Genomic DNA, 20,805 nt, shown 5'->3' with positions numbered 1-20,805 from the left:
CGATGCGCGCACTGGTCCTGGCGACCCTGCTGCTCCTGGCCGCCGCACCCGCTCACGCCGCACCCTCTCAGGCCGCGCCCCGGGACTACTGGCAGTACGTCGCCACCTACGCGACCGAGCGGCAGTGCGAGGAGGCGGCCGAGGACGTGCCGTGGGGCGTCGACTACCACGCCTGCCAGCAGGAAGACGGCGCCTGGGACCTGTACTGGGTCTTCCTGACCTGAGTGCCGGGGTCGGCGAGCTCGCACGAATGGCGGCGAGACGACCGGGTCGCGTCCGGGACCGCGTCGGGCGCCCGGTGGTAGACCCGATCCCGGACCCGCTCGGGTCCACGGGGGAGGGGGCACGATGTCGGGTAAGAGCACGGGCGCAACACTCCTGGTGGCTGTGGTGACCGCGGCGTCGCTCACCGCGGGGCAGGCGTGGGCCGATCCGGTGGCGGCGCACGTCCCGGGGGAGGTGCACCTCGCGACGCTCACGGTTTCGGGCGTGGCGCACACGCTCCGCCACGCGAACGGCACGTGGGACGGGTTCGGCCTGGTGCCGAACTCCACCGGGTTGTCGAGCCACGTGGTGTCCGCGATCGTCGCGGGCGAGGAGCACGTGCTCGTCGAGGAGTACCGCAACAACCACCCGCCGCACTACTCGTCGTTCAAGCACCGCATCCGCCACGCCGACGGGACCTGGGGCTCGGCCACCCTCTCGGTCCCCGCGGTCTTCGACGTGGCGGTGGCCGCCGTGTCGGGCGAGCTGCACCTCGTGCACAGGGCGTACGGCAGTGACACGGCGCACATGGTCCGGCACGCCGACGGCACGTGGTCGCACCTGCCCGCCCTGCCGGGCCAGGCGTCGGGTTCCGTCATGGGGGCGGCGGGCCACAGCGGTGAACTCCGCCTCCTGGTGGCGAACCCCAACGGCGGGACGTTGTCGTACCACGTGGCCGGAGCCGACGGCGCGTGGTCGCCGGCGGTCGACGTGCCGTTCGCCCCGGCAGCCCTCGGGGTGCAGCCGTCCACCGTGGACGTGGCTCAGGTGGGGACGGTCCTGCACGCCGTGGTCCGGGGCAGCGACGGCCTGCTGTACCACTCGATGCGCCACTCGAACGGGGCCTGGGACCCCTTCCACGGCATCGGCACGCAGATCCCGCAGCCGGTGGACCCGGTGCGGGACGTCTCGATCGCCGCGTCGCTCGACGCGTTGCACGTGGCGGTGGCCACCGGCGCCGGCCTGTTCCACGCGATCCGGGTGGCGAACGGCGCCTGGCAACCGTTCGGCGACGTGGAGCAGGAGGCCGGCGCGGTCTCCTCGGTGAAGGTGACCATCGCCGGCACGTAGCCGCCGGGCCGGTCACCGGGCCGCGGCGGGGACCGGTTCGTGCACGAACCGGTCCGGCCGCAGCACGACGACGTCGGTCCGGTGGCGGGCGAACCAGGCGGTGAGCGTGCCGGTGACGTCCACCAGGTCGTCGTCGGCGCGCGGATCGCCCTCGCGCACGACCCGGAGGAACCGCGCGGGCGGGCCCTGCCAGTCCCGCGCGGTGGCCGCGTCCACCCCCGGGCCGAGGACCGCGAAGTCCGCCCCGAGCACGTCGTCCAGCAGCCGCCGCTCGCCGCCGACGACGACCTCCGGCTGCGGGAACATGGCCCGCCCGTCCGGCAGCGCGGGCAGCGGCTTGAACTCGAAGTGGCGCACCGCCGCGCGCACCCGCGGCACGGTCTGCACCGCGCGCAGCACCACGTCGCGCACGAACGCGGCGAACCTGCGGCGCACCAGGAACACCCGGCCAAGCCGCACGCTGGTCAGCGCCATCTCCTCGGTGTGCGGGCGGCGTTCCGCCTCGTAGCTGTCCAGCAGGGACTCGTCCCCGGCCAGCGCCAGGGCGAGCTTCCAGGTGAGGTTGGCCGCGTCGCGCAGCCCGCTGCACAGGCCCTGGCCCAGGAACGGCGGCATCTGGTGCGCCGCGTCGCCGAGCAGGAACACCCGACCCGCGCGCCACCGCTCGGCGACGAGGTGGTGGAACGTGTAGCCGACCGCGCGCGTGACGGTGAAGCGGTCCGGGTCGACGTACGGCGCGACGAGCCGGGCGATCGACTCCGGCCGCGCCACCTCCCCGGCGTCCTCGTCGGGGCGCAGCATGAACTCCAGCCGGTAGGTGCCGAACGCGCCGGGCGAGACGAACGCGGGACGCCGCCAGTCGCACACGAACCGGGTGTGCGGCACCCGCACGCCGCCGGGCTCGACGTCACCGGAGATCGCCAGCCACGGCTCGGCGTAGGACGCCCCGGTCAGCTTGATGCCGGCGGCCACCCGCGTGGTGCTGCGGGCGCCGTCGCAGCCGAGCACGTACCGGGCGCGCACCTCCGCCTCCCCGTCGGCGTCGCGCAGCACCGCCGTGACGCCGTCCCCGTCCTGGTCGAGCCGCACCAGCTCGACCCCGGTGCGCAGGGTGACGTGCGGGAACCGGTCGAGCCCGCCGCGCAGGGCCGCCTCCAGGCGTGGCTGGTCGAAGAAGTGCAGCGGGCGCGCGCCCAGGCCGAAGTCGACCTCGTCCAGGGCGATGGTGGCGAACACCCGGCCCTTCGCGTTGACGTACTCGGCCCGGTCGGGCTGGTGCATGTCGCGCGCGACCACGTCCCGCAGACCGGCCTGCTGGTAGATCCGCAACGCCTCGTCGTCGCACGAGAACGCGCGCGGCTGCCCGTGCGGCTCCGTGCTGCGCTCCACGACCAGGGTGCGCACGCCCCTGGCGCCGAGCAGGTTCGCGGTGAGCGCGCCGACCGGGCCGCAGCCCACCACGACGACGTCGAACTCCATAGGTCCTCCTCCGGGTGTCGCGCACAGGTCAGCGGAGGGCTGTTGGAGTCCTGTGGAACCAGCGTGGGAAGCGGGCCAGCAACAGCTCGGCGCCCTGCTCCCGGGCCAGGTCCGCGCCCGCGTCGAGGTCGGACCGGTCCGCGCGGGCCAGGCCGCGCACGCGCAGCAGCTCGGCGGTCAGCACGTGCTCGCCGACCTGCCCGGCCACGGCCAAACCCTGGTCGGCCAGCTCCGCCGCCGTGGCGCGGTCGCCGACGACCAGGTGCGCGTCGGCCGTGGCGGCGAGCGTGATGGTGCGGGTCGCGCGCAGGCCGGGCCGGTAGATGCCGTCGGCGGCCGTTCGCAGGGCGGTGAGGCGGCCGTCGTCCCCGCCGCGCACGGCGGCCCACTCGGTGAAGAAGTCGCCGGTCGTCAGGAAGTGCGGCATGTGTTGCCGCGCGCCGATCTCCCGGCAGCGGCGGCCCGCGTCGAGGGCGGCCGCCGCGTCGTGCTCCTGCAACGCCGCCCACCCGGCGAACAACGCGGCGTTGGCCCGGCCGTACGGGTCGTCGGAGCGTTCGGCCAGCGCGTGCGCGGTGGCGATGTCGACGCGCGCCGCCTCGGTGTCACCCCGCAGGGAACGCACCAGGGCGCGGAAGTTGTGCGCGGCCAGCGTGGGCGTGCGGCCGGTCTGGTCGGCGAGCCGGCGCGGGTCGAGCCTGCCCAGCCGGTCCACAGCGGCGGTGAGGTGGTCTTCGGCGTCGGCGAGGCGGCCGGTGAAGTAGGCGGCCGCGCCGAGCAGGTAGCGACCGGCCACGCCGATCACGCCGCCGTCCTGCGCCAGCCGGCCCGCGAGGTCGTCGGCGATGGCGAACTCGGCCCGGTTGCAGGCCAGCTCGCCGAGCGTCCACACGGCGGTCCGCACGTCGGCGCCCGGGTCGACCCGGGCCAGCAGCTCGCGGGCGCGGGAACCGGCCCGGTCCACCGCGTCGCTGCCGACGCCCACGGTGATCTGGAGCAGCGACGTGCGGTGCAGCTGCACGGCCAGCTCGCGGTCGGGGGTGGCGGTGAGCAGGGCGGCGGCCCGGTCGAGGTGGGCGAGGGCGTCCTCGTAGGCGAGGCGGCGGGTGGCGTCGTCGGCGGCTTCGAGGGTCCAGCGCAGGTGGTCGTCCTCCCGGCCGCGGGCCTGGCCGTAGTGGTGCGCCAGCTCAGCCGGGGTGAGGGCGTGCGCGCCCGCGTCGGCCAGCCGGGCGTGCAGGTCGGCCCGGCGCGTCGGGGTCAGGTCGGCGTAGGCGGCCTCGGCGAACAGCGGGTGCCGGAACCGCACCACGCCGGGACCCGCCTCGGTCACCAGGTGCGTGACCGGGTGGGTGAGCCGCACCCCGGCCGACGTGACGCCGCCCAGCAGGTCGACGTCCAGCTCGCGGCCGGCGACGCTCAGCACGTCGAGCCAGTCGCGGGTCGGGCGGTCCAGGGCGTGCAGCCGGAGCCGGACGGTGTCGCGCACGCTCGGCGGCGGCGCGCCGTCGGGGGAGGCGAGCAGTTCGGTCAGGAAGAACGGGTTGCCGCCGGTGCGGGTGACGAGGTCGCGCGCCACGTCGGCCGGTGGCCGCGTGCCGGTGCGCTCGCGGACCAGGTCGGCCACCGCGTCGGCGTCCAGGCCGGTGGGGCGCAGCTGGCGGTGGCCGGGCACCCTGGCCAGGTCGGCGAGGGCGGCGACCAGGTCCGGGTCGTGCTCGTAGGGGCGCAGGGTGGCGACGACCAGGGCGCGTGAGGTGTGGACGGTGGCGGCGAGGTAGCGCAGCAGGAGCAGCGAGTCGGCGTCGGCGGCGTGCAGGTCGTCCAGCACCAGGACCAGGCCGCTCGGGGCGGCTGCCTCGCGGACGAGGGTGGCGACGGCGTCGTAGGCGCGGAACCGGGCGGCGGGGTCGATGTCGGCGCCGGTCGGTTGACCGGGGCCGAAGATCGTGAGGGCCGGGTCGGCGCCCGCGTCGCGCGCGAGCGGCGCCAGGGCGCGGACGACCTGGACCCAGAGCCAGAACGGCGGCGTCTGGCCGATGTCGGGGCAGCGGCCCCAGGTGACGGGGACGCCCTCGGTGGCGGCTTGGCGGGCGACGGCGTCGGCCAGGCTGGTCTTGCCGATGCCCGGTTCGCCGACGATCGCCACCACCCGACCGCCGGCGCGGCTCGACGCGGTGAGCAGGTCGACGAGGGCGGCGAGCTCGGCGGCCCGGCCGACGAGGTGGTGCGCGGCGGCGATCGGCGCGGTGCCGGTGCCGGTGCTGGCGGCGGCTGGCGCGGTGGCGGTCGATGCGGTGCCGGTGGCGGCTGGCGCGGTGGCGGCGGTGGTCGGTGCGGTAGCGGCCGTGTCTGGAGTGGTGGCGGTTGCGGTCGGTGTGGTGCCGGTGGCTGACGCGGTGCCGGTGCCGGGTGTCCGACCTGTGGCCACCGGTGGGACCTCGTGCGCCAGGACCGCCCGGTGCAGGTCGCGCAGCAGCCGGCCCGGCCGCACGCCGAACTCCTCGGCCAGCACCCGCCGCCCCTCGTCGTACCCGGCCAGCGCCTCGGCCTGCCGCCCCGCCCGGTAGAGCGCCAGCATCAGCTGCGCGCGGGCGTTCTCCCGACCCGGGTTGGCCGCCACGAACTGCCGCAGGTCCGGTAACACCGCCAGGTGCCGCCCGGCGGCGACCGCGGCCGTGAAGAAGCCCTCGGCCGCCGCCGACCGGGCCTCCGCCAGCCGAGCCGCGTCGGGGCGGACGGCGGTCAGCTCGCCACCGGCGACCTCACCCCGCCAGAGGGCCAGCGCGTCGGCGTAGTGGCGCTCGGCCGCATCCGAATTCCCCGCGTCCAGCGCCCGCGCGCCCGACTCGGCGAGCGCGGTGAAGCGGACGGCGTCGACCGCCTCCGGCGGAACGCTCAGCTCGTAGCCGCCGGTATGCCCGCGCAGCACGTCGGCAGGGGCACGCCTGCCGCGCGACGGTTCCAGAGCACGCCGCAGACCCGCCACGTAGGACCGCAGGGTGGTGTGCGCGCCGGCGGGCGGCCGACCGTCCCACAGGGCCTCGACCAGCCAGTCCGCCGTGACGACCCGGTTGTTCCGCAGCACCAGCAGCGCCAGCAGGTCGCGCTGCCTCGGCCCGCCCAGCGCCACCACGCCGCCGTCGCGCACCAGCCGCATCGGCCCCAGGATCTCCAACCGCACCCGGGGAGCCTAAACACCGCGGCTGGTGCCCGAGACCATCCTCACCGCCTGCGCCGACACCCGCTCCCAGGCGCGCCTGCCCTCTCGCGCCGCCGTCAGCAGTGCCTGCGGAAGATGGCGCCGGAGGTGCCCGCCAGCGCGACCGAGGAGACCGCCGTGCCCGCGTGGTCGCGGTAGCTGCCGTCCAGCGGCACGGTGACCGACCGGCTCTCGGTGCGGTTGGCGTTGACCACGACGGTGCCGCAGGCGAAGTCGCGCCGGAAGACGTTCGCGGCCACCGACCGGTAGGGGCCGGACGGCGCGCCAAGGTCCCAGTCGTACTCGGCGCGCCACGGTGACGCGTCGCCGTAGCCGTCGGTGTGCTCCATGCTCGCGATCGCGGACCGGTCGCCCGCCGCCATCAGGTAGCTGGCCAGCGCGAACCGGTACGGCCGGTCCTGGCCCTGGCTGTGGTGCGGCTGCACGAGGGTGATCTTGCCGCGGGCCTCGTTGGCGGCGATCTCGGCGACCTGCTTGCTCCACCCGTCGGCGTACTCCGACAGCATGTTGTGGTCGTCGAACGTCAGCCACCACTCGTCGAAGCCGCCGTCGAGGTATTCGGTGTAAGTCGCCCAGGCGTCACCGTGCACCCTGGCGTTGGACAGGTTCGCGACCGTCTTCAACCCGGACGCGACGAATTCGTCCCGGGTGTTCGCCAACATCGACAGGTATGCGTCCTGCAACGCCGCGTCGGTCGGGTACTTCGCCGGGCAGACACCTTCGTGGTACGCGTCGCACGGGAACAGCGCGTTGTCCATCCACACGCCGTCGAATCCGGCGGTGGTGCTGCTCTCGATCACGTTGGCCGCCCACGCGTCCTGATAGGCGGTGTTGCCGACGTCCATCTGCCAGTGCCCGGAATAGCCGTCGTACTCGAACCGGCGGCCGTTCGGGTCGAGCAGGAACCACTCCGAGTGGTCCCGCTCCGCCTGGCAGTAACCGACGCCGGCGGGCAGCAGCGCGTCGTCCTCGCCGTCGCGGCAGGCGTACGAGCGGGTGGACGACAGGTCCTTGTAGACGAAGACCTGGACGGCCGGGTTCGCCGCCTTCAGCTTGGGGATCAGCTCGCCTTCCCAGGCGTTGAGCACGATGTAGGAACGTCGGCGCGCCTCGGTGGCCAGCACCTCGTCCGACACCGGGGTGCCGTTGAAGTGCAGCCAGAAGGATCGCACGCTGCCACCTCCGGCCGCCGGTTCCGCGTCGGTGCTCGCCGTGCCGGTGCTCGCCGCGCCGGACGGCGCGACCAGTGCCGCCGCCACGGCGACGCCGACCGCGGCGGCCACCAGTGTGCGGGCTCGGCCGCGTCGGGTGGCGTGGTGTCGGCCGTGTTCATTCCGATGGGGCAGGGGCATGCCGGACTCCCGGTTTTGCGGCAGGCGGCACCCACTGCCGATCACGACGCAATGTCGGAACCACAGGGGGAATTGGGGGCACGCCTGCCCTCGTCAACGGTGGCGCAAGCTCCGTACCGGTCGGTATGGGAATGCGCGATCGCAGTAAAACCGTTGCTCGCCGGGCAGGTCAAGTAACGTGCGCCACAGTACGCACGAAATCCGTCGTCTCCATTGGGGGGGGCTATTCCGGTCAACTGTTGAAATGATCAGCCAGGGCCCGGCGGCGGTTGGCGGTGCACGCTGCGGATCGCGGGGACGTCGGCGTGGGGGAGCGGGTGGACCGGGACGTCGGCGCTCGCCACGTCCAGCCCGCGCCGGATCGTGGTGGCGATGCCCTTGCCCAGCAGGAACCGGGTGGGGGCGGACGCCCGCTGCGCGCCGTCGAGCAGCCGGGGCGCCTCGCGGCTGCGGATGCCCGTGTCGGACAGCACCAGGTGCCGCACCCGGTGCGGACGCGCCGCCGGCGGTGATCCCGTTGCACCCCAGGTACAGCGTCTCCACCTCGCGGTCGACCCCCTGGCCCGCCACCGCCGCCGCGCCCCGGTCGGCCCGAGCGCCTGCTCGCACAGGTCGAGGCGTCCGTCCGGGAGCGCGGTGCCGGTCGGGAGTCCAGTCGCCGGTCGGTCGTCCCGCCCGAGCGCAGCCACGACAGCAGTGGTTCGAGATCGCCCGCCGGGCTCACCGCTCCACCTCCGGGTCGCAGACGCGCGCGGAGGGTGTTTCGGGCAGGGCTCGCGGCCGGGCGGCGGTCGCGTGGAACGCCGCCGCCTCGTCCTCGTCCACGTGCCCCCTGGCGCGGTTCCGACCCGCGCGAAAGCCGTGAGAGGTTCTGCGCGGCATCGTATCCGCGCGGTGCCGAGCGGGCGTCGGAAGTCGAGTTCAGCGAGCGAGGAGATCACGATGCGCTCGTGCGGGCGGTCGTGGCGAACGGCGGCGCGCCTCGGCGCAACCGATGATCGCCATCCCCGCCAGCAGCGGTAGCACCATGGCCCCCTCGACCGCCAGCGCGCACGTGAGCGCGATCCACAGCAGCAGTCTCATGTGCCAGAGGTTAAAGAGACGCGGGTCACAATCCCACTGATTTGGGCAAGGCTTGAGGTAGGAGCCACCCTGTCGGGGATCGGACCGCTGGTCACGGCAGGGCGGCGAACCGGTCGATCCGATCGTTTTGTCGGACCTCGCAGCTAACCTCCGCGCCAACACCACCCAGAACGACCGGCAGGAGGAACTGTGGGCTGGCTCGACGTCGAATCCTCGGGGCACGCTTCCGGCTACCAAGTGCGGCTCGGGGAGAACGGCCGGGTCCAGTGCCGCAACGGCAAGGGCAAGGTCCTCTCCTCGGTGCCCGCCTCGCTCAAGGACGACCGGCAGGTCGTCCAGCTGCGGCAGCTCGCCGAGTGGCTGACCCGGCACCGGGCCGAGTGCCTGGCCACCGCGGACGGCTGGATGGTGCGCTCGCTGCCGGTGCCCGCCGCGCTGCTCGCCGAGGTCTGGGCGGACGCGACCTGGGCCGACGTGCTGCGCGACCTGGTCATCACGGCGGACGACGGCGCCGGCGCCGAGACCGGGTTCCTGCGCGACGCCGACCCCGAGCGCGGGCTGGGCGTGGTCACCCTCGACGGCGACACCCGCAGGCTGCGGCCCGAGGTGGTCCACATCCCGCACCCGGTGCTCCTGGCCGACCTGGAGGAGCTGCGCGAGTTCGGCGCGGAGCTGGGCGTCGAGCAGCAGGTGCAGCAGCTGTTCCGGCAGACCTTCGCCAAGCCCGCGCCGGCGGCCGGCAAGACGTCGGTGGACGACTACTCCGGCGGCCGGTTCGAACAGCTCAACCACGCGCTGAGCCGGTGCCGCACGCTCGGCTACCCGGTCCGCGGCGGTGACGCGGTCTACGCCGCGTTCGAGGACGGCCGGGTGGTGGAGGCCCGGTACTGGCTCGGCTCGGACTACCCCGAGGGCGAGACCTGGACCGGCGAGCTGCGGTGGGCGCTGGAGGACGGCGCCGCGCTGCCGCTCGCCGACGTCGGACCGGTCGCGTGGTCCGAGGGGATGCGCATGGCGGCGGCGATCCACGCCGGCCGCGTCGTGGAGGAAGCGGTGGTGGCCCAGTGAACACCCGGATCTCGAACGCCCTGATCTCGGCGGGCGCCGTGCTGCCCGGCACCGACGACACCGGCGACGACCGCGACACCATCACCGCCCGCCACTACTCCCACCCGGCCCTGGACGACCGCGTGGTGGTGCGGCTGGCGCCCGCCGTCCTCGGCCGCGCCGAGGACTTGACCTGCGAGTACCTCGGCTTCGAGGCGCCCGCGCGGGTCACCGGCGTCGGCACCGGCAAGCGCAGCGCGCTCGGCTTCCCCGCGTGGGCGCTGGTGCACGACCCGGCCAACGCCCACCACGCGCTCAACCTGGTCAAGGACGTCGAACGGCTGGCCCGCACGGCCAAGTCGCGGGCGGGCGCGGCGAAGGACGGGTTCACCGCGCTGGGCGACATGCTCGGCCGGTCCGCGCCGCACTTCCTGCCCACCTTCTACGAGCAGGCCGGGCGGATCTTCCTCCAGCACGGCAACACCACCTACGCGGCGACCATGTTCGGCAAGGCGCGCGAGGCGGAGGAGGTGCACGACCTCGCGGTGGACCCGGAGCGCACCCGCGAGGTGTTCCTGGAGTTCGCGTTCGCCGGCGCGCTGACCGCGAAGGCGCTGTCCGCGCACGCCAAGGGCCTGGCCCGCAAGCACGAGCCGGACGCCGCCTACGAGCTGTTCTTCACGCTGTGCGTGGAGCGCACCAGGGGCGGCCTGCCGCCGTACACCGGGATGCCCGAGGACCTGCGGCGGCTGGCCAAGGCCGCCAAGCGCGACCTCAAGGCCGAGGACCAGCGGCTGCTGCGCGCGATCCTGGACAGCTCCGCGATCAGCCGCGCGGGCGCGGCGTTCTGGAAGACCTACCGGGGTTCCCTGGTGGCGTTGGCGTCGGAGGACGTCGAGGTGCGCGCCCGGCTGCTGTCGTTCGTGCCGGACTCGGTCGCGGTGCTGGACACCTGGCTGGAGATCCTGACGTCGTGCGGCGCGACCCGCGCCCTGGTGGGACCGGACGAGGTGGCGGCCAACCCGGCCGAGTGGCTGTCCTCGGTCCTCGCGGTCCGCTCGTCGGGGTGGCGCGCCGTCGGACGCTCGGCGGGGCTGCTGGAGCTGGTCGGGGCGATGGCCGGGCGGCTCGTCGCCGACGGCGTGCCGGTGCGGGCGCTGCGCCGCTGGCGGCAGGGCGACCTGGACGTGCTGGACCTGCTGGTGGCGCGGGATGTGCCGATCGCCCCCGGCGACGGGTCCGACCCGCAGCTGGACGTCGGTGGCTGGCTGGCCGACGACGAGCCCGGCGGCCGCGACCTGGCCGCGCTGGCCGCGTCCGAGCGGTTCGGCCCCGCGCTCGGCGAAGGGGTGATCGCGCACGCCCGCAACCGCGCCCGCTCGGCGACGATCGGCGTCGACCTGCTGTCGTCCGTGCTGGCCGTGCCGGGCCTGCGCGGCGCGTTGCGCTCGTGGATCGGGGCACGAGCCGACCGGATCGCCGCCACCGGCCTGCCCGCCCTCGCCGACCACCTGGGCGAGCTGACCGTGGTGCGGCTGCCCGAGGCGTTCGCGGACGTGCCGGAGGCGGCCGAGTCCATCGCCCGCACCGACGTCGCCGAGGCGCTGCACCGAACCCTCCGGGCGGGCCTGCCGGACGAGTTGGGCTGGCCCGCCCTGGAAGAGGCGGCGGAGCGGCTGCGGTCCGCGAGCGCGCCCAAGGACAGCGGCGTGGTCCTGGCCGGCGAGGGGTGGCCCGCGCTGGTGCTGCGGCGCGGCGAGACGTTCGTCGTGGTCGGCCCGGACGGCGTGCTCGCCGAGCACATCGCCCGCATCCCGGCCGACGCGCGCCCCCGCTGGGACATCACGCCGACCGCGTCGTGGTTCGACGGCGTGCTGCTGGTGCGGTGGCAGGGGCCGGAGGGCGAGCTGGCCTACTGGAGCGACGCCCCGGACCGGATCTTCGCCCTCGACGACCGCCACCGGTACTACTACCGGCACGACACGCCCAGGGCGTCGATCGCGCTGCCCGGCGGCGGCCGGTTCGCCGGCGGGCGGGCCGTGCACCCCGGCGACACGACCGCCCCGGCCCCGGCCGAGGCGCACGGCGACGGCGTCACGCTGTGGGCGAGCGCGTTCCACGACCGCCGCTGGCGCTGGTTCGAGGTCGACCCGGCCACCGGCGGGCAGGGGCGGGCGAGCCTGCCCCGGTTCCTGGAGGACTTCGCCGCCGAGGGCGCGGCGATCGAGCTGTCCGAGTGCGACCTGAGGCCGGCGGCGCCCGCGACCGGGGGCAGTCCGCTCGGCGCGGCCGACGGCCTGCACGGGTGGCGGGTGCGCCGCGAGGCGGACGGCTCGCTCGTCGGCGAGGGCGTCGACGGCCGCCGCGCCCGGCTGCCCCGGGGCGTCCAGCGGCTGACCGGCGTGCTGCGGCTGCCCGGCGGCGCGGACGTGCCGCTGGCCGGCGGGCAGGACTCGGTGGCGTTCCTCGACCAGGACGGCACGGTGCTGGTGAAGGTGTCCGCCGGCGACAAGTTCCCGGTGTACGCGGCCGGCACGCCGTTCGTGCCGCCGCTGGAGTGGTGGCACCTCCTGCGGCCCCGCGACGAGGCGGGTTCGGCCGCGCTGCGCGGCGTGACGAGGCAGGCCGTGGACCGGATGCTCGCCGCCGTCACCGCGGAAAAGCCGGAGAAGCGCACCCTGCGCGACCGGCTGGCGGCGCTGGTGCAGGGCGAGCGCGGCGAGGTCGCCGACCGCGTCGCCGCCGAGCTGCCCGGCCTCACCCACCCCGCGCTGATCACCGGCGTGGTCGCGGTGGTGCGCCGGGCCGCCGAGCTGCAGCGCTCCTACCAGGCGTACGCGGAGATCGCCGCGGCGGCGCGCGAGGTGGAACCGGTCGCCGCGCCCACCGGGCCGACCATCACGGAGGACGCGGTCAACGCCGCCCTGGGCTGGTTCGGGAACCGCCGCTCCCACCACTCGAACGGCGCCGTGCCGACCGGACTGCCCGCGCTGACCGCCGCGCTCGGAGAGACGGCCGCGCAGGCGCGTCCGGAGGGGCGCGCGCTGCCCGTGTCGGGCAGCCCCGACTGGTTCCACGTGCTGCCGCACCTGGCCGCGCTGGCCCACCGCGCCGCGTCGCCGCTGACCTCGGACGAGCAGCGGGCCGCGTTGGCGCTCGTGCTGCGGTCCGTCGTGGACGGCGGCCTGGCCGACGGCACGGGGCGCTGGCGCACGGTGGGCGTGGTCGTGCCCCAGGGCAAGGCGAGCCCTCAGGACCGGGTGGTGCCGGTGCGCGACGGGTTCATCGCCCTGGTCGAGACCCGGTGGCGGCACGAGCCGGGCAGCCGGTTCGACGGCCTCCAGTTCAGCCGCACGCCCGGCGCGTTCGACCTGCCCGACGACTGGCGGGTCGAGCGGGCCGAGGAGGTGCGCACGCCGTTCGGCCCGGAGCGGGTGGCCCGGTTCCTCGACGTGCTCGCCGAGCGCGGACCGGTGCCGTGGTTCCCCGAGGCGGTGCCCGAGCTGGCCGAGCGCACCGGGCTGAGCACCCCCGAGGCCACGCTGCTGCTGGCCGGGATGCCCGGCGTCGACCGGTGGGACGCGCACTACCTCACCACCGACGAGCGGCGCCTGCTCGGCCTGTCCGCGGGTGGCGCGAAGGCCGCCAAGGAGCGGTTCCGCGCACTGGACTCCGGGTACCGCCGGCTGCTGCTGGCCGCCGCCGTGCCCGCCGACCCGGCGGACCTGTGGACGCGCGGACCGGACGTCGCCGCGGTCGCCGAGGCGTGGGTCGCGGAGCACGGCCGGCGCTCGCCGGTGCCCGACGACGTCCTGGTCGACGCGGCGAAGCTGCTGGCCGTGCGCCACGCGGGCGAGCACGTGACGGCCGTGGTCAACCCCGACCTCACGCCGTGGCTGACCACCGACTCCGACTACCGGTTCGAGGGCACGTCGCTCACGGCGCGGCGCCGGGACGGCTTCGACCGCTCGAAGCTGACGGCGGTGCCGCAGGTGCTGGCGTGGCTGGCGCAGCGGCTGCCGGTCGGCTCGCCGCTGCGGGCGCGGCTGCCCGAGGCGCTGGCGCTGGCCCGGCAGCGGGTCGCGCACCCCGGCTTCGCCGTCAACCTCGGCGGCTGGGTGCCCGCCGAGCGGATCCGCGCCCTGCTGGGCGTCGACCTGCCCGCGGAGAACTCCGTGCTCCGGCACCGGGGGTGGATCGAGCTGGTCGGCGCGCGCGCGGAGTACTGCGGCCTGGTGATCCGGCCCGGGCTGGTCGGCCCGGAGGACCGGCCGCTGCTGGTGGCGCTCACCGAGGTCACCGAGACGTGGGACGTGCTGCGGGCGCTGGACCGGCTGGCCGACGACGGCCTCGCCGCCGCGTGCGCCGCGGTCGCGCCCGAGGGCACCGACCCGGCGGCCTACCACCAGGACCCGACGGTGTCCGCGCCCGAACTGGTGGCCGAGGTGGCCGGGCGGTTCGGCCTGGACGAGGACGCGGCGGTGCTCTACCTGCAGCTGCTCGCGCTGCCCGACCCCACCGACGCGAACGTGGCCCGGTGGACCGGGTGGAAGCCCGCCCGGCTGCGCAAGGCCAGGACCGCGCTCGCCGGGACCGACCTGGTGCTCACCGCGAAGCGGGCGCGGGCCGGGCGCTCGCTGTTCCTGCCCGGCGGCTGGCTGGCGCTGGCCGCGCCGCACCTGCCGCTGGAGTCGTGGAAGGCCCCGCTGTTCGGCGCCGAGCGCGTCGGCGGTGACCTGATCGCGGCGCGGGAGCCCGTCGGCGACCTGTTCCGCCGCGCGTGGCGGCGGGTGCTCGACGGCGACGCGCCCGCCTACGAAGAGCTGAAGACCGGAGGACGCAGGTGACCGCACCCAGGCAGGTCGAGCCGGCCGAGGACGCCCACCGCGAGGAGCTGGCGTTCCTGGCCGCCCACGACGACGGCCCCCGGCCGCCGGGGTGGCGGCTCACCCCGCGCGCCGTCGTGACGTTCGTGATGGGCAGCGGCGCCCCGCTGGCGCTGCCCAAGGGCGTCGCGGTGGCCGGTGTGCCGTCCCGGCTGGTGATCAGCCCCAAGTTCGTCGGCGAACGCGCGCTGGTCGAGCGGGCCGTGGTGACGCTCGCGGGCGAGCGCGGCCTGCTGCTGGTCGGCGAGCCGGGCACGGCGAAGTCGATGCTGTCCGAGCTGCTGGCCGCCGCCGTGTCCGGCAGCAGCCAGCTCGTCGTGCAGGGCACCGCGGGCACCACCGAGGACCAGCTGCGCTACGGCTGGAACTACGCGATGCTGCTGGCCGAGGGCCCGAGCCCGCGGGCGCTGGTGCCGTCGCCGGTGTTGACCGCGATGCGCGGCGGCGGCGTGGTGCGGGTCGAGGAGGTCACCCGCTGCCTGCCCGAGGTGCAGGACGCGCTGGTGTCGATCCTGTCGGACCGGCGGATCGCGGTGCCGGAGCTGTCCGCGCCCGAGTTGTCCGGCCCCGGCGGCGCGACCGTGCACGCCGCGCCCGGCTTCACCGTGATCGCCACCGCGAACCTGCGCGACCGGGGCGTGTCGGAGATGTCGGCGGCGTTGAAGCGGCGGTTCAACTTCGAGGCCGTCGGACCGATCGGCGACCTCGCCGCCGAGACGGCGCTGGTGCGGCGGCAGGCGAGCGCCGCGCTGGCCCGCGCCCAGGCGCCGTTCGCGGTGGACGACGTGGTGCTGGAGGTGCTGGTCACCGCGTTCCGGGACCTGCGCAACGGCGTGTCCGAGGAGGGCTGGGCGGTGGAGCGGCCGTCCACCGTGATGAGCACGGCGGAGGCGGTGTCGGTGGCCACCGCGCTCGGCCTGGCCGACGCGTACTTCCCCGGTGACCGCGACCCGCTGTCGCTGCTGCCCGGTCACCTGCTCGGCGTGGTCCGCAAGGACGACCCGGGCGACGCGGCGCGGCTGCTCGGGTACTGGGACGGCGCGGTGCGGCGGCGGGCCGAGTCCGGCGCGCGCACCTGGCGGCGGCTGTGGGAACTCCGTGACGTCCTCGACGCGTGACCCCGAGCTGGCGGTGGTCGAGCGGCTGGCCGACCACGGGGCGCCGCACCTGATCGGGGTGCGGCACCACTCGCCCGCGCTGGCCGGCGCGGTACCCGCCCTGCTGGCGGCGTTCGCGCCGGAGGTGCTGCTGGTCGAGCTGCCCGAGGAGCTGGGGGAGTGGCTGCCGCACCTGGCCGACCCCGAGCTGGTCGCGCCGGTCGCGCTGTCCGGCGCGTCACCCGGCGGCGAACTGGCCTTCTACCCGTTCGCGGACTTCTCGCCCGAGCTGGTCGCGATCCGCTGGGCGCACCGCAACGGCGTGGAGGTCCGGCCGTGCGACCTGCCGCTGGCGGCGCGCGGTGACGGGTACCGGCAGCCGGGGCGGGGCGCATCGCCGTTGACGCGGGCGTTGCGCGGCGCGACGACCGGCCGGGACGGCGACGACCTGTGGGACCGGCTGGTGGAGGCCGCCGCGCCGGGCCAGTCGCCGGAGGCGGTGCGCCGGGCGGCGTTGATGGTGGGCTGGGCGCTGCGGCGCGACACCGAGGACGTCGGGGTGGACCCGTTCGACCTGCGCCGGGAGGCGTGGATGCGGCGGGTGGTGCGCGACGCGGGCGGTCGGCGGTGCGCGGCGGTGATCGGGTCGTTCCACGCGGCGGCGCTGCTGGAGGGGCCGGTGGACGACTCGCCGCCGGACGTCGCCGAGGTCGTGACGTCGCTGGTGCCGTACGGGTTCGCGCTGCTGGACGAGCGGTCCGGCTACCCGGCGGGCATCCGCGACCCGGAGTGGCAGCAGGCGGTGCTGGCGGCGGCGGGCGACCCGGCCGAGGTGGAGGCCGCCGCCGCGTCGGTGATCGTGCGGATCTGCGCGCGGGTGCGGGAACTCGGCCACCCGGCCGGGCCCGGTGAGGCGCGGGAGGCGCTGCGGGTCGCGGTCGACCTGGCCCGGCTGCGCGGCCTGCCCGCGCCCGGTCGCGGGGAGCTGGTGGAGGCGGTGCAGACCGTGCTGACCCACGCCGAACCGCTCGGTCGCGGCCGGGTGGTGGCGCGGGCCGCCGGTGACGTGCTGGTCGGTCACCGCACCGGGGTGCTCGCGCCCGGCACACCGCGGTCGGGGCTGGCCCCGGCGGTGGAGGCGCTGGTCGCGGACCTGCGCCTGCCCGGTCCCGACTCGCGGGAGCCGGTGGCGCTCAGGCTGGACCCGACGCGGTCGGCGTTGGACCAGCGGCGCGAGGTGGCGCTGTGCCGGTTGACCGTCCTCGGCGTGACCTACGCCGAGCGGACCGCGACCACGGGTGTCGGCGGTGGCGACGCGCTCACCACCCGGTGGACGGTGGCGTGGACACCGGCGACGGCGGCCACGGTGCCGGTGGCCGGGTTGTGGGGCGCGACGCTGGAGCTGGCCGCCGCCGGACGGCTGCGGGCGCGGCGCGCCGAACGCGAGCAGCGCGGCGGGCACACCTCCGCCGCCGTGCTCGCCGACCTGCTCGACGCGGCCCGGTGCGGGTTGCCCGAGGTGGTCGGCGCGCTGCTGGGCGACGCGGCGGGCGTGCTGCCGTCGTCGGCGACGTTGCGGGAGCTGCTGGACGCGTTGGACCTGCTCGACCGGTTGCGCGCCGGGCACGTGCCCGGCACGTCCGGCGACGTGCTCGACGCCCACCCGCTGCTGGCGGGCGAGCTGGAAGCGGCAGCTGTGGCCCAGCTGGACGGGCTCGCCGGGTCCGAGGACGTGGCGGACGCGCGGGCCCTGGTGGAACTGGGGCAGCGGCCCGAGGCGCACGGGCTGCGGTTGGCGGCGTGCCTGCGGCGGTTGGCCGACTCGGGCTCGCCGCTGATCGCCGGTGCGGCGGGCGCGGCGCGGGTCCTGCTCGGCTCGGCGCCGCCCGAGGCGCTGGGTGAGCGGGTGGCGTCCTGGGTGGACGGCGCGAGCACGCCCGAGCGGAGGGGCGTGCTGCGGCAGGGGCTCACCGGCGTGCTCGCGGCTGCCGGGCCGCTGGTGGAGACGCCGGAGGCGTTGACGCCGTTGCTCGACCGGGTGGAGGGGATGGCGGACCAGGACTTCCTGGCCCGGCTGCCCGCGCTGCGCGGTGCGTTCACGTCGGTGGGTCCGGCGGCGCGGGCTCGGGTGCTGGCCGTGGTCCAGGAGCGCACGGGGGAGCGGGTGGACGCGGTCGGCGCGCCCGACCCGGAGCTGCTGGCGGCGTGGTTGGTCGACGAGCAGGCGGGCGTGGCGGCGTTGCGGGCGCGCGGTTTGCTGCCGCCGAGCCGGGACGAGGTCGTGGGCACGTCGGAGATCGCGGCGCCTGTGGGATCACCGCCGGCCTCAGCCGGCGCGTTGTCCGCGGGGATTCGCTGGCAGTTGGTGCTCGGCGCGAGCGGTGAGCGCCCGGCCGGCGCGGGGCGCTACGCGGCCGCGTTGGACGAGCTGTACGGGCGTGACCGCGGTGAGGGCGCGAGCGGAGGGGATCTCGGGGCCGATCGCGCCAGCCCGTTCCCCGACGTGCGCGAGTGGTCGGAGGAGCTGCGGGACCTGTTCGGCGACCACGTCCGCGAGGAGGTCCTGGCGGCGGCGGCCGAGGGCGGGCGGTTGGAGGCGGCGCTGGAGATCGACCCCGGCTCGGTGCGGCCGTCGGTGGAGCTGCTGCGCAACGTGCTCTCGCTGGCCGGCGGGTTGTCCGAGTCGGCGCTGGCCCGGTTGCGGCCGCTGGTGGCGCGGCTGGTGCGCGAGCTGACCGCGCAGCTGGCCAACCGGGTGAAGCCCGCGCTGACCGGGATCCAGCTGCCGATGCCGACCCGTCGGCCGGGCGGGCGGCTGGACCTGCCGCGCACCCTGCGGGCCAACCTCGCCACCGCGCGCCGCGACGCCGACGGGCGGGTCGTGGTCGTGCCCGAGCGCCCGGTGTTCCGCACCCGCGGCCGACGGGCCAGTGACTGGCGGCTGGTGCTGGTGGTGGACGTGTCCGGCTCGATGGAGGCGTCGACGGTGTGGTCGGCGCTGACCGCGTCGGTGTTCGCCGGGGTGCCCGCGCTGTCGACGCACTTCCTGGCGTTCTCCACCGAGGTGGTCGACCTGACCGAGCGGGTGGCCGACCCGCTGTCGCTGCTGCTGGAGGTGCGGGTGGGCGGCGGCACCCACATCGCGGGAGCGTTGCGCCACGCCCGTTCCCTGGTGACCGTGCCGGAGAGGACGATGGTGGTGCTGGTCAGCGACTTCGAGGAGGGCGGACCGGTCGGGCCGCTCGTCGCGCAGGTGCGGGAACTGGTCACGTCGGGGGTGACGGTGCTCGGCTGCGCGAGCCTCGACGACCGGGGCGTCGCCCGCTACTCCACGTCGGTAGCGGGCGCGCTGGTCGCGGCGGGGATGCCGGTCGCCGCCCTCAGCCCGCAGGAGCTGGCCCGCTGGGTGGGGGAGAAGGTGCGCGGATGAGCGTCCCCCCGGTGTCGCCCGCGGTGGTGGCCGACGTGCTCGACGCCTTGCCGCCCCGGTTGCGCAAGCGGGTCGACGCGTCGCTGGGGCGCGTCGGAGAGTGGGCGGTGACCGCGTCCGCCGACGCGGCGCACGCCGCGCTCGACTCCGAGACCGCGCTCACCTGGACCCTGCGCGCGGGCGTGCTCACCTCGGCCGACGACCTCGGGTGCAGCTGCCTGCTCGCGCCGAAGTGCCTGCACCGGGGGATCGCGGTCGCGGCAGCCGACGTCGTGGACGCCGTCGAGGACGCCCCCGGCGCGGAACCCGTCGTGGAGGTCGTGCCGGAGGCGGCGTCCGAGGTGGCGTCCGAGGTGGTGTCGGAGGACGAGCGCGCGGCGGTGGACGCGCTGTGGGGCTCGTGCGCGGCGGTGCTGCGCGCGGGCGCCGCGGGCAGTGGCGCGGTGGTCCGGGCGGAGCTGCTGCGGGCCGTGCACTCGGCTCGCGTCGCGGGCCTGCACCGGGCCGCCGCGACCGGGCTGCGCATCGCCGCCGCCCTGGCCGCCGCACGGGCGGGCGACTCGTCGTTCGACCGCGAAGAGCTGACCGCCGAACTGGTGGACCTGATGCTGCTGTGCCACGAGCTGCGGGCCGGGGGCGGGCTGACCGCCGAGCTGCGCGGCGCCGCGCGGCGCGAGTACCGGCCGATCGGTGCGCTGCGCCTGTACGGCCTGTGCACGGAGGCGGTGATCGCCGCCTCCGGCTACGCCGGGGTCGTCACGCACCTGGTGGACGACGGCGGCGTGCTGTGGAACGTTCCCGCGATCATGCCCGGCGGCCCGGAGCGGGTCGCCGCGGCGGCGAGCGGACCGGTGGCGATCGGCGAGTCCGGGTTCAGCCAGCGCGAGCTGGGCCGGGCCGGGCTCGTGCTGTCCGGCGGCACGGCTTCGGCGGACCACCGGCTGGGCGCGGGCAAGGCCGTCCGCGCGGTGGCCGCGTCCGCCGCGTCGTGGGACGACCCGCCGCTGGCGGGCCTGTGGGCGCGACCGGTGCCCGACCAGGTGGCGCGCGCGTTCGAGGCCCTGGCCGGACCGGATCGCCCGGCCGGGTCGGACCTGCTGTTCCTGTCGGGCGTGGTGCTCGGCGTGGTCGGCGGTGCGGTGCGGCTGGCGGCGGACGGGGTCGAGGTGGACCTCGTCGGTGACGGCGACCGCGCGTGGGAGAACCTGCGGGTGCTCGCGGGCGCGCCGGGCCTGCGGCTGCGGGTGGTGGCGCGGCTGCTGCCCGAGCGGCCGGGGGCCGCGGTCGCGCTGGCGGTCGCCGGTGCGCCCGACGTGCCGGACGAACTCCGGCACCACGTCGACCTGGGGCTGGACCGGCTCCAGCGGTCCTACGTGGCTGGTGGCGGCGGTGGCCCCGCGCCGCGGTTCGACCCCGCCGGCAGGCCGCCGAACCCGACCGGTCGCGTTCCCCGGCCGGTGCGCCCGCTGGCCACCGTGCTGCACCGGATCGCGCTGGGCGGCCGGGCCGTGGCGGCGGTCGCCTCGGCCGAGCGCGAGGTCGCCGCGCTCACCCGCAACGGCCTCACCGCCACCGCCGCCCTGCTGGCCGACCTCGCCGGGACCTCGCGCGACCGCGGTCGGGACGCGTTCGGGCGGGTGGTGCCCGACGTGGGCGACGAGTTCCCGCTGGCGTGGCTGCGCGCCGGTCTGCACGTCCGCGAGGTCACCCGCGCCGCGAGCAGGCGTGCCTGGGTCGAAGCGGTGCGCGGTAATCCGGTTGAGGGGGCGGTGGCGCCCTGACTAGGGTCCGCCGGGTGACGAGTCCCGAGTCGGACAGAGCGGAGCCGCCGGTCGCCCGGCGGCGGGATGCCCGACCGGTGTCGCACCGGTCCTGA

At 76.2% G+C, this 20,805-nt stretch carries 12 protein-coding genes; 7 read left to right on the top strand and 5 right to left on the bottom strand.

The features are described 5' to 3' along the window. The first annotated feature begins 2 nt into the window (after positions 1-2). Entirely contained in the window at positions 3-224 is a 222-nt protein-coding gene (locus AB0F89_RS27870; RefSeq protein ID WP_367128579.1) for a hypothetical protein, read from the top strand. Between the two features lie 157 nt (positions 225-381). Then, the gene (locus AB0F89_RS27865; protein ID WP_367128578.1) at positions 382-1,335 is read left to right on the top strand and encodes a hypothetical protein; all 954 of its coding nucleotides are present in this window, start codon (positions 382-384) and stop codon (positions 1,333-1,335) included. Between the two features lie 12 nt (positions 1,336-1,347). On the opposite strand, the gene AB0F89_RS27860 is transcribed toward AB0F89_RS27865, so the two are convergent. From AB0F89_RS27860 to AB0F89_RS27840, 5 genes are all read right to left on the bottom strand, one after another. Next, the gene (locus AB0F89_RS27860) at positions 1,348-2,814 is read right to left on the bottom strand and encodes a bifunctional 3-(3-hydroxy-phenyl)propionate/3-hydroxycinnamic acid hydroxylase (protein WP_367128577.1); all 1,467 of its coding nucleotides are present in this window, start codon (positions 2,812-2,814) and stop codon (positions 1,348-1,350) included. Positions 2,815-2,842: 28 nt separating this feature from the next. Further along, positions 2,843-5,995: a BTAD domain-containing putative transcriptional regulator gene (locus AB0F89_RS27855; RefSeq protein WP_367128576.1), complete on the bottom strand. Its 3,153-nt coding sequence runs from the start codon at positions 5,993-5,995 to the stop codon at positions 2,843-2,845. Between the two features lie 95 nt (positions 5,996-6,090). After that, a complete protein-coding gene (locus AB0F89_RS27850) occupies positions 6,091-7,317 on the bottom strand; it encodes a putative glycoside hydrolase (RefSeq protein ID WP_367128575.1) in 1,227 nt (408 codons plus the stop codon). Positions 7,318-7,634: 317 nt separating this feature from the next. Further along, positions 7,635-7,859: a hypothetical protein gene (locus AB0F89_RS27845; protein ID WP_367128574.1), complete on the bottom strand. Its 225-nt coding sequence runs from the start codon at positions 7,857-7,859 to the stop codon at positions 7,635-7,637. Positions 7,860-8,307: 448 nt separating this feature from the next. After that, positions 8,308-8,469: a hypothetical protein gene (locus tag AB0F89_RS27840; protein WP_367128573.1), complete on the bottom strand. Its 162-nt coding sequence runs from the start codon at positions 8,467-8,469 to the stop codon at positions 8,308-8,310. 189 nt (positions 8,470-8,658) lie between these two features. Between AB0F89_RS27840 and AB0F89_RS27835 the strand changes: the two genes are divergently transcribed. Genes AB0F89_RS27835 through AB0F89_RS27815 form a run of 5 tightly spaced genes read left to right on the top strand, consistent with a single transcriptional unit; the run spans position 8,659 to position 20,710 of the window. Next, positions 8,659-9,537 carry a DUF4132 domain-containing protein gene (locus AB0F89_RS27835; RefSeq protein WP_367128572.1) on the top strand — a complete coding sequence of 293 codons (879 nt, stop codon included), beginning with the start codon at positions 8,659-8,661 and terminating at the stop codon, positions 9,535-9,537. Further along, positions 9,534-14,363 carry a hypothetical protein gene (locus AB0F89_RS27830; RefSeq protein WP_367128571.1) on the top strand — a complete coding sequence of 1,610 codons (4,830 nt, stop codon included), beginning with the start codon at positions 9,534-9,536 and terminating at the stop codon, positions 14,361-14,363. The genes AB0F89_RS27835 and AB0F89_RS27830 overlap by 4 nt, the downstream gene beginning before the upstream one ends. After that, complete coding sequence (locus tag AB0F89_RS27825; RefSeq protein WP_367128570.1) at positions 14,360-15,520, top strand: AAA family ATPase; 1,161 nt, start codon at positions 14,360-14,362, stop codon at positions 15,518-15,520. The genes AB0F89_RS27830 and AB0F89_RS27825 overlap by 4 nt, the downstream gene beginning before the upstream one ends. Beyond that, on the top strand, positions 15,501-18,929 hold the full coding sequence (locus AB0F89_RS27820) for a DUF5682 family protein (RefSeq protein WP_367128569.1): 3,429 nt from the start codon (positions 15,501-15,503) through the stop codon (positions 18,927-18,929). The genes AB0F89_RS27825 and AB0F89_RS27820 overlap by 20 nt, the downstream gene beginning before the upstream one ends. After that, complete coding sequence (locus tag AB0F89_RS27815; RefSeq protein WP_367128568.1) at positions 18,926-20,710, top strand: hypothetical protein; 1,785 nt, start codon at positions 18,926-18,928, stop codon at positions 20,708-20,710. Before AB0F89_RS27820 ends, AB0F89_RS27815 begins: the two co-directional genes overlap by 4 nt. Positions 20,711-20,805: the final 95 nt, after the last annotated feature.

The sequence above is a fragment of the Saccharothrix sp. HUAS TT1 genome, from assembly GCF_040744945.1.
Classification (GTDB): Bacteria; Actinomycetota; Actinomycetes; order Mycobacteriales; family Pseudonocardiaceae; genus Actinosynnema.
This window is presented reverse-complemented; position numbering and strand designations above follow the sequence as displayed.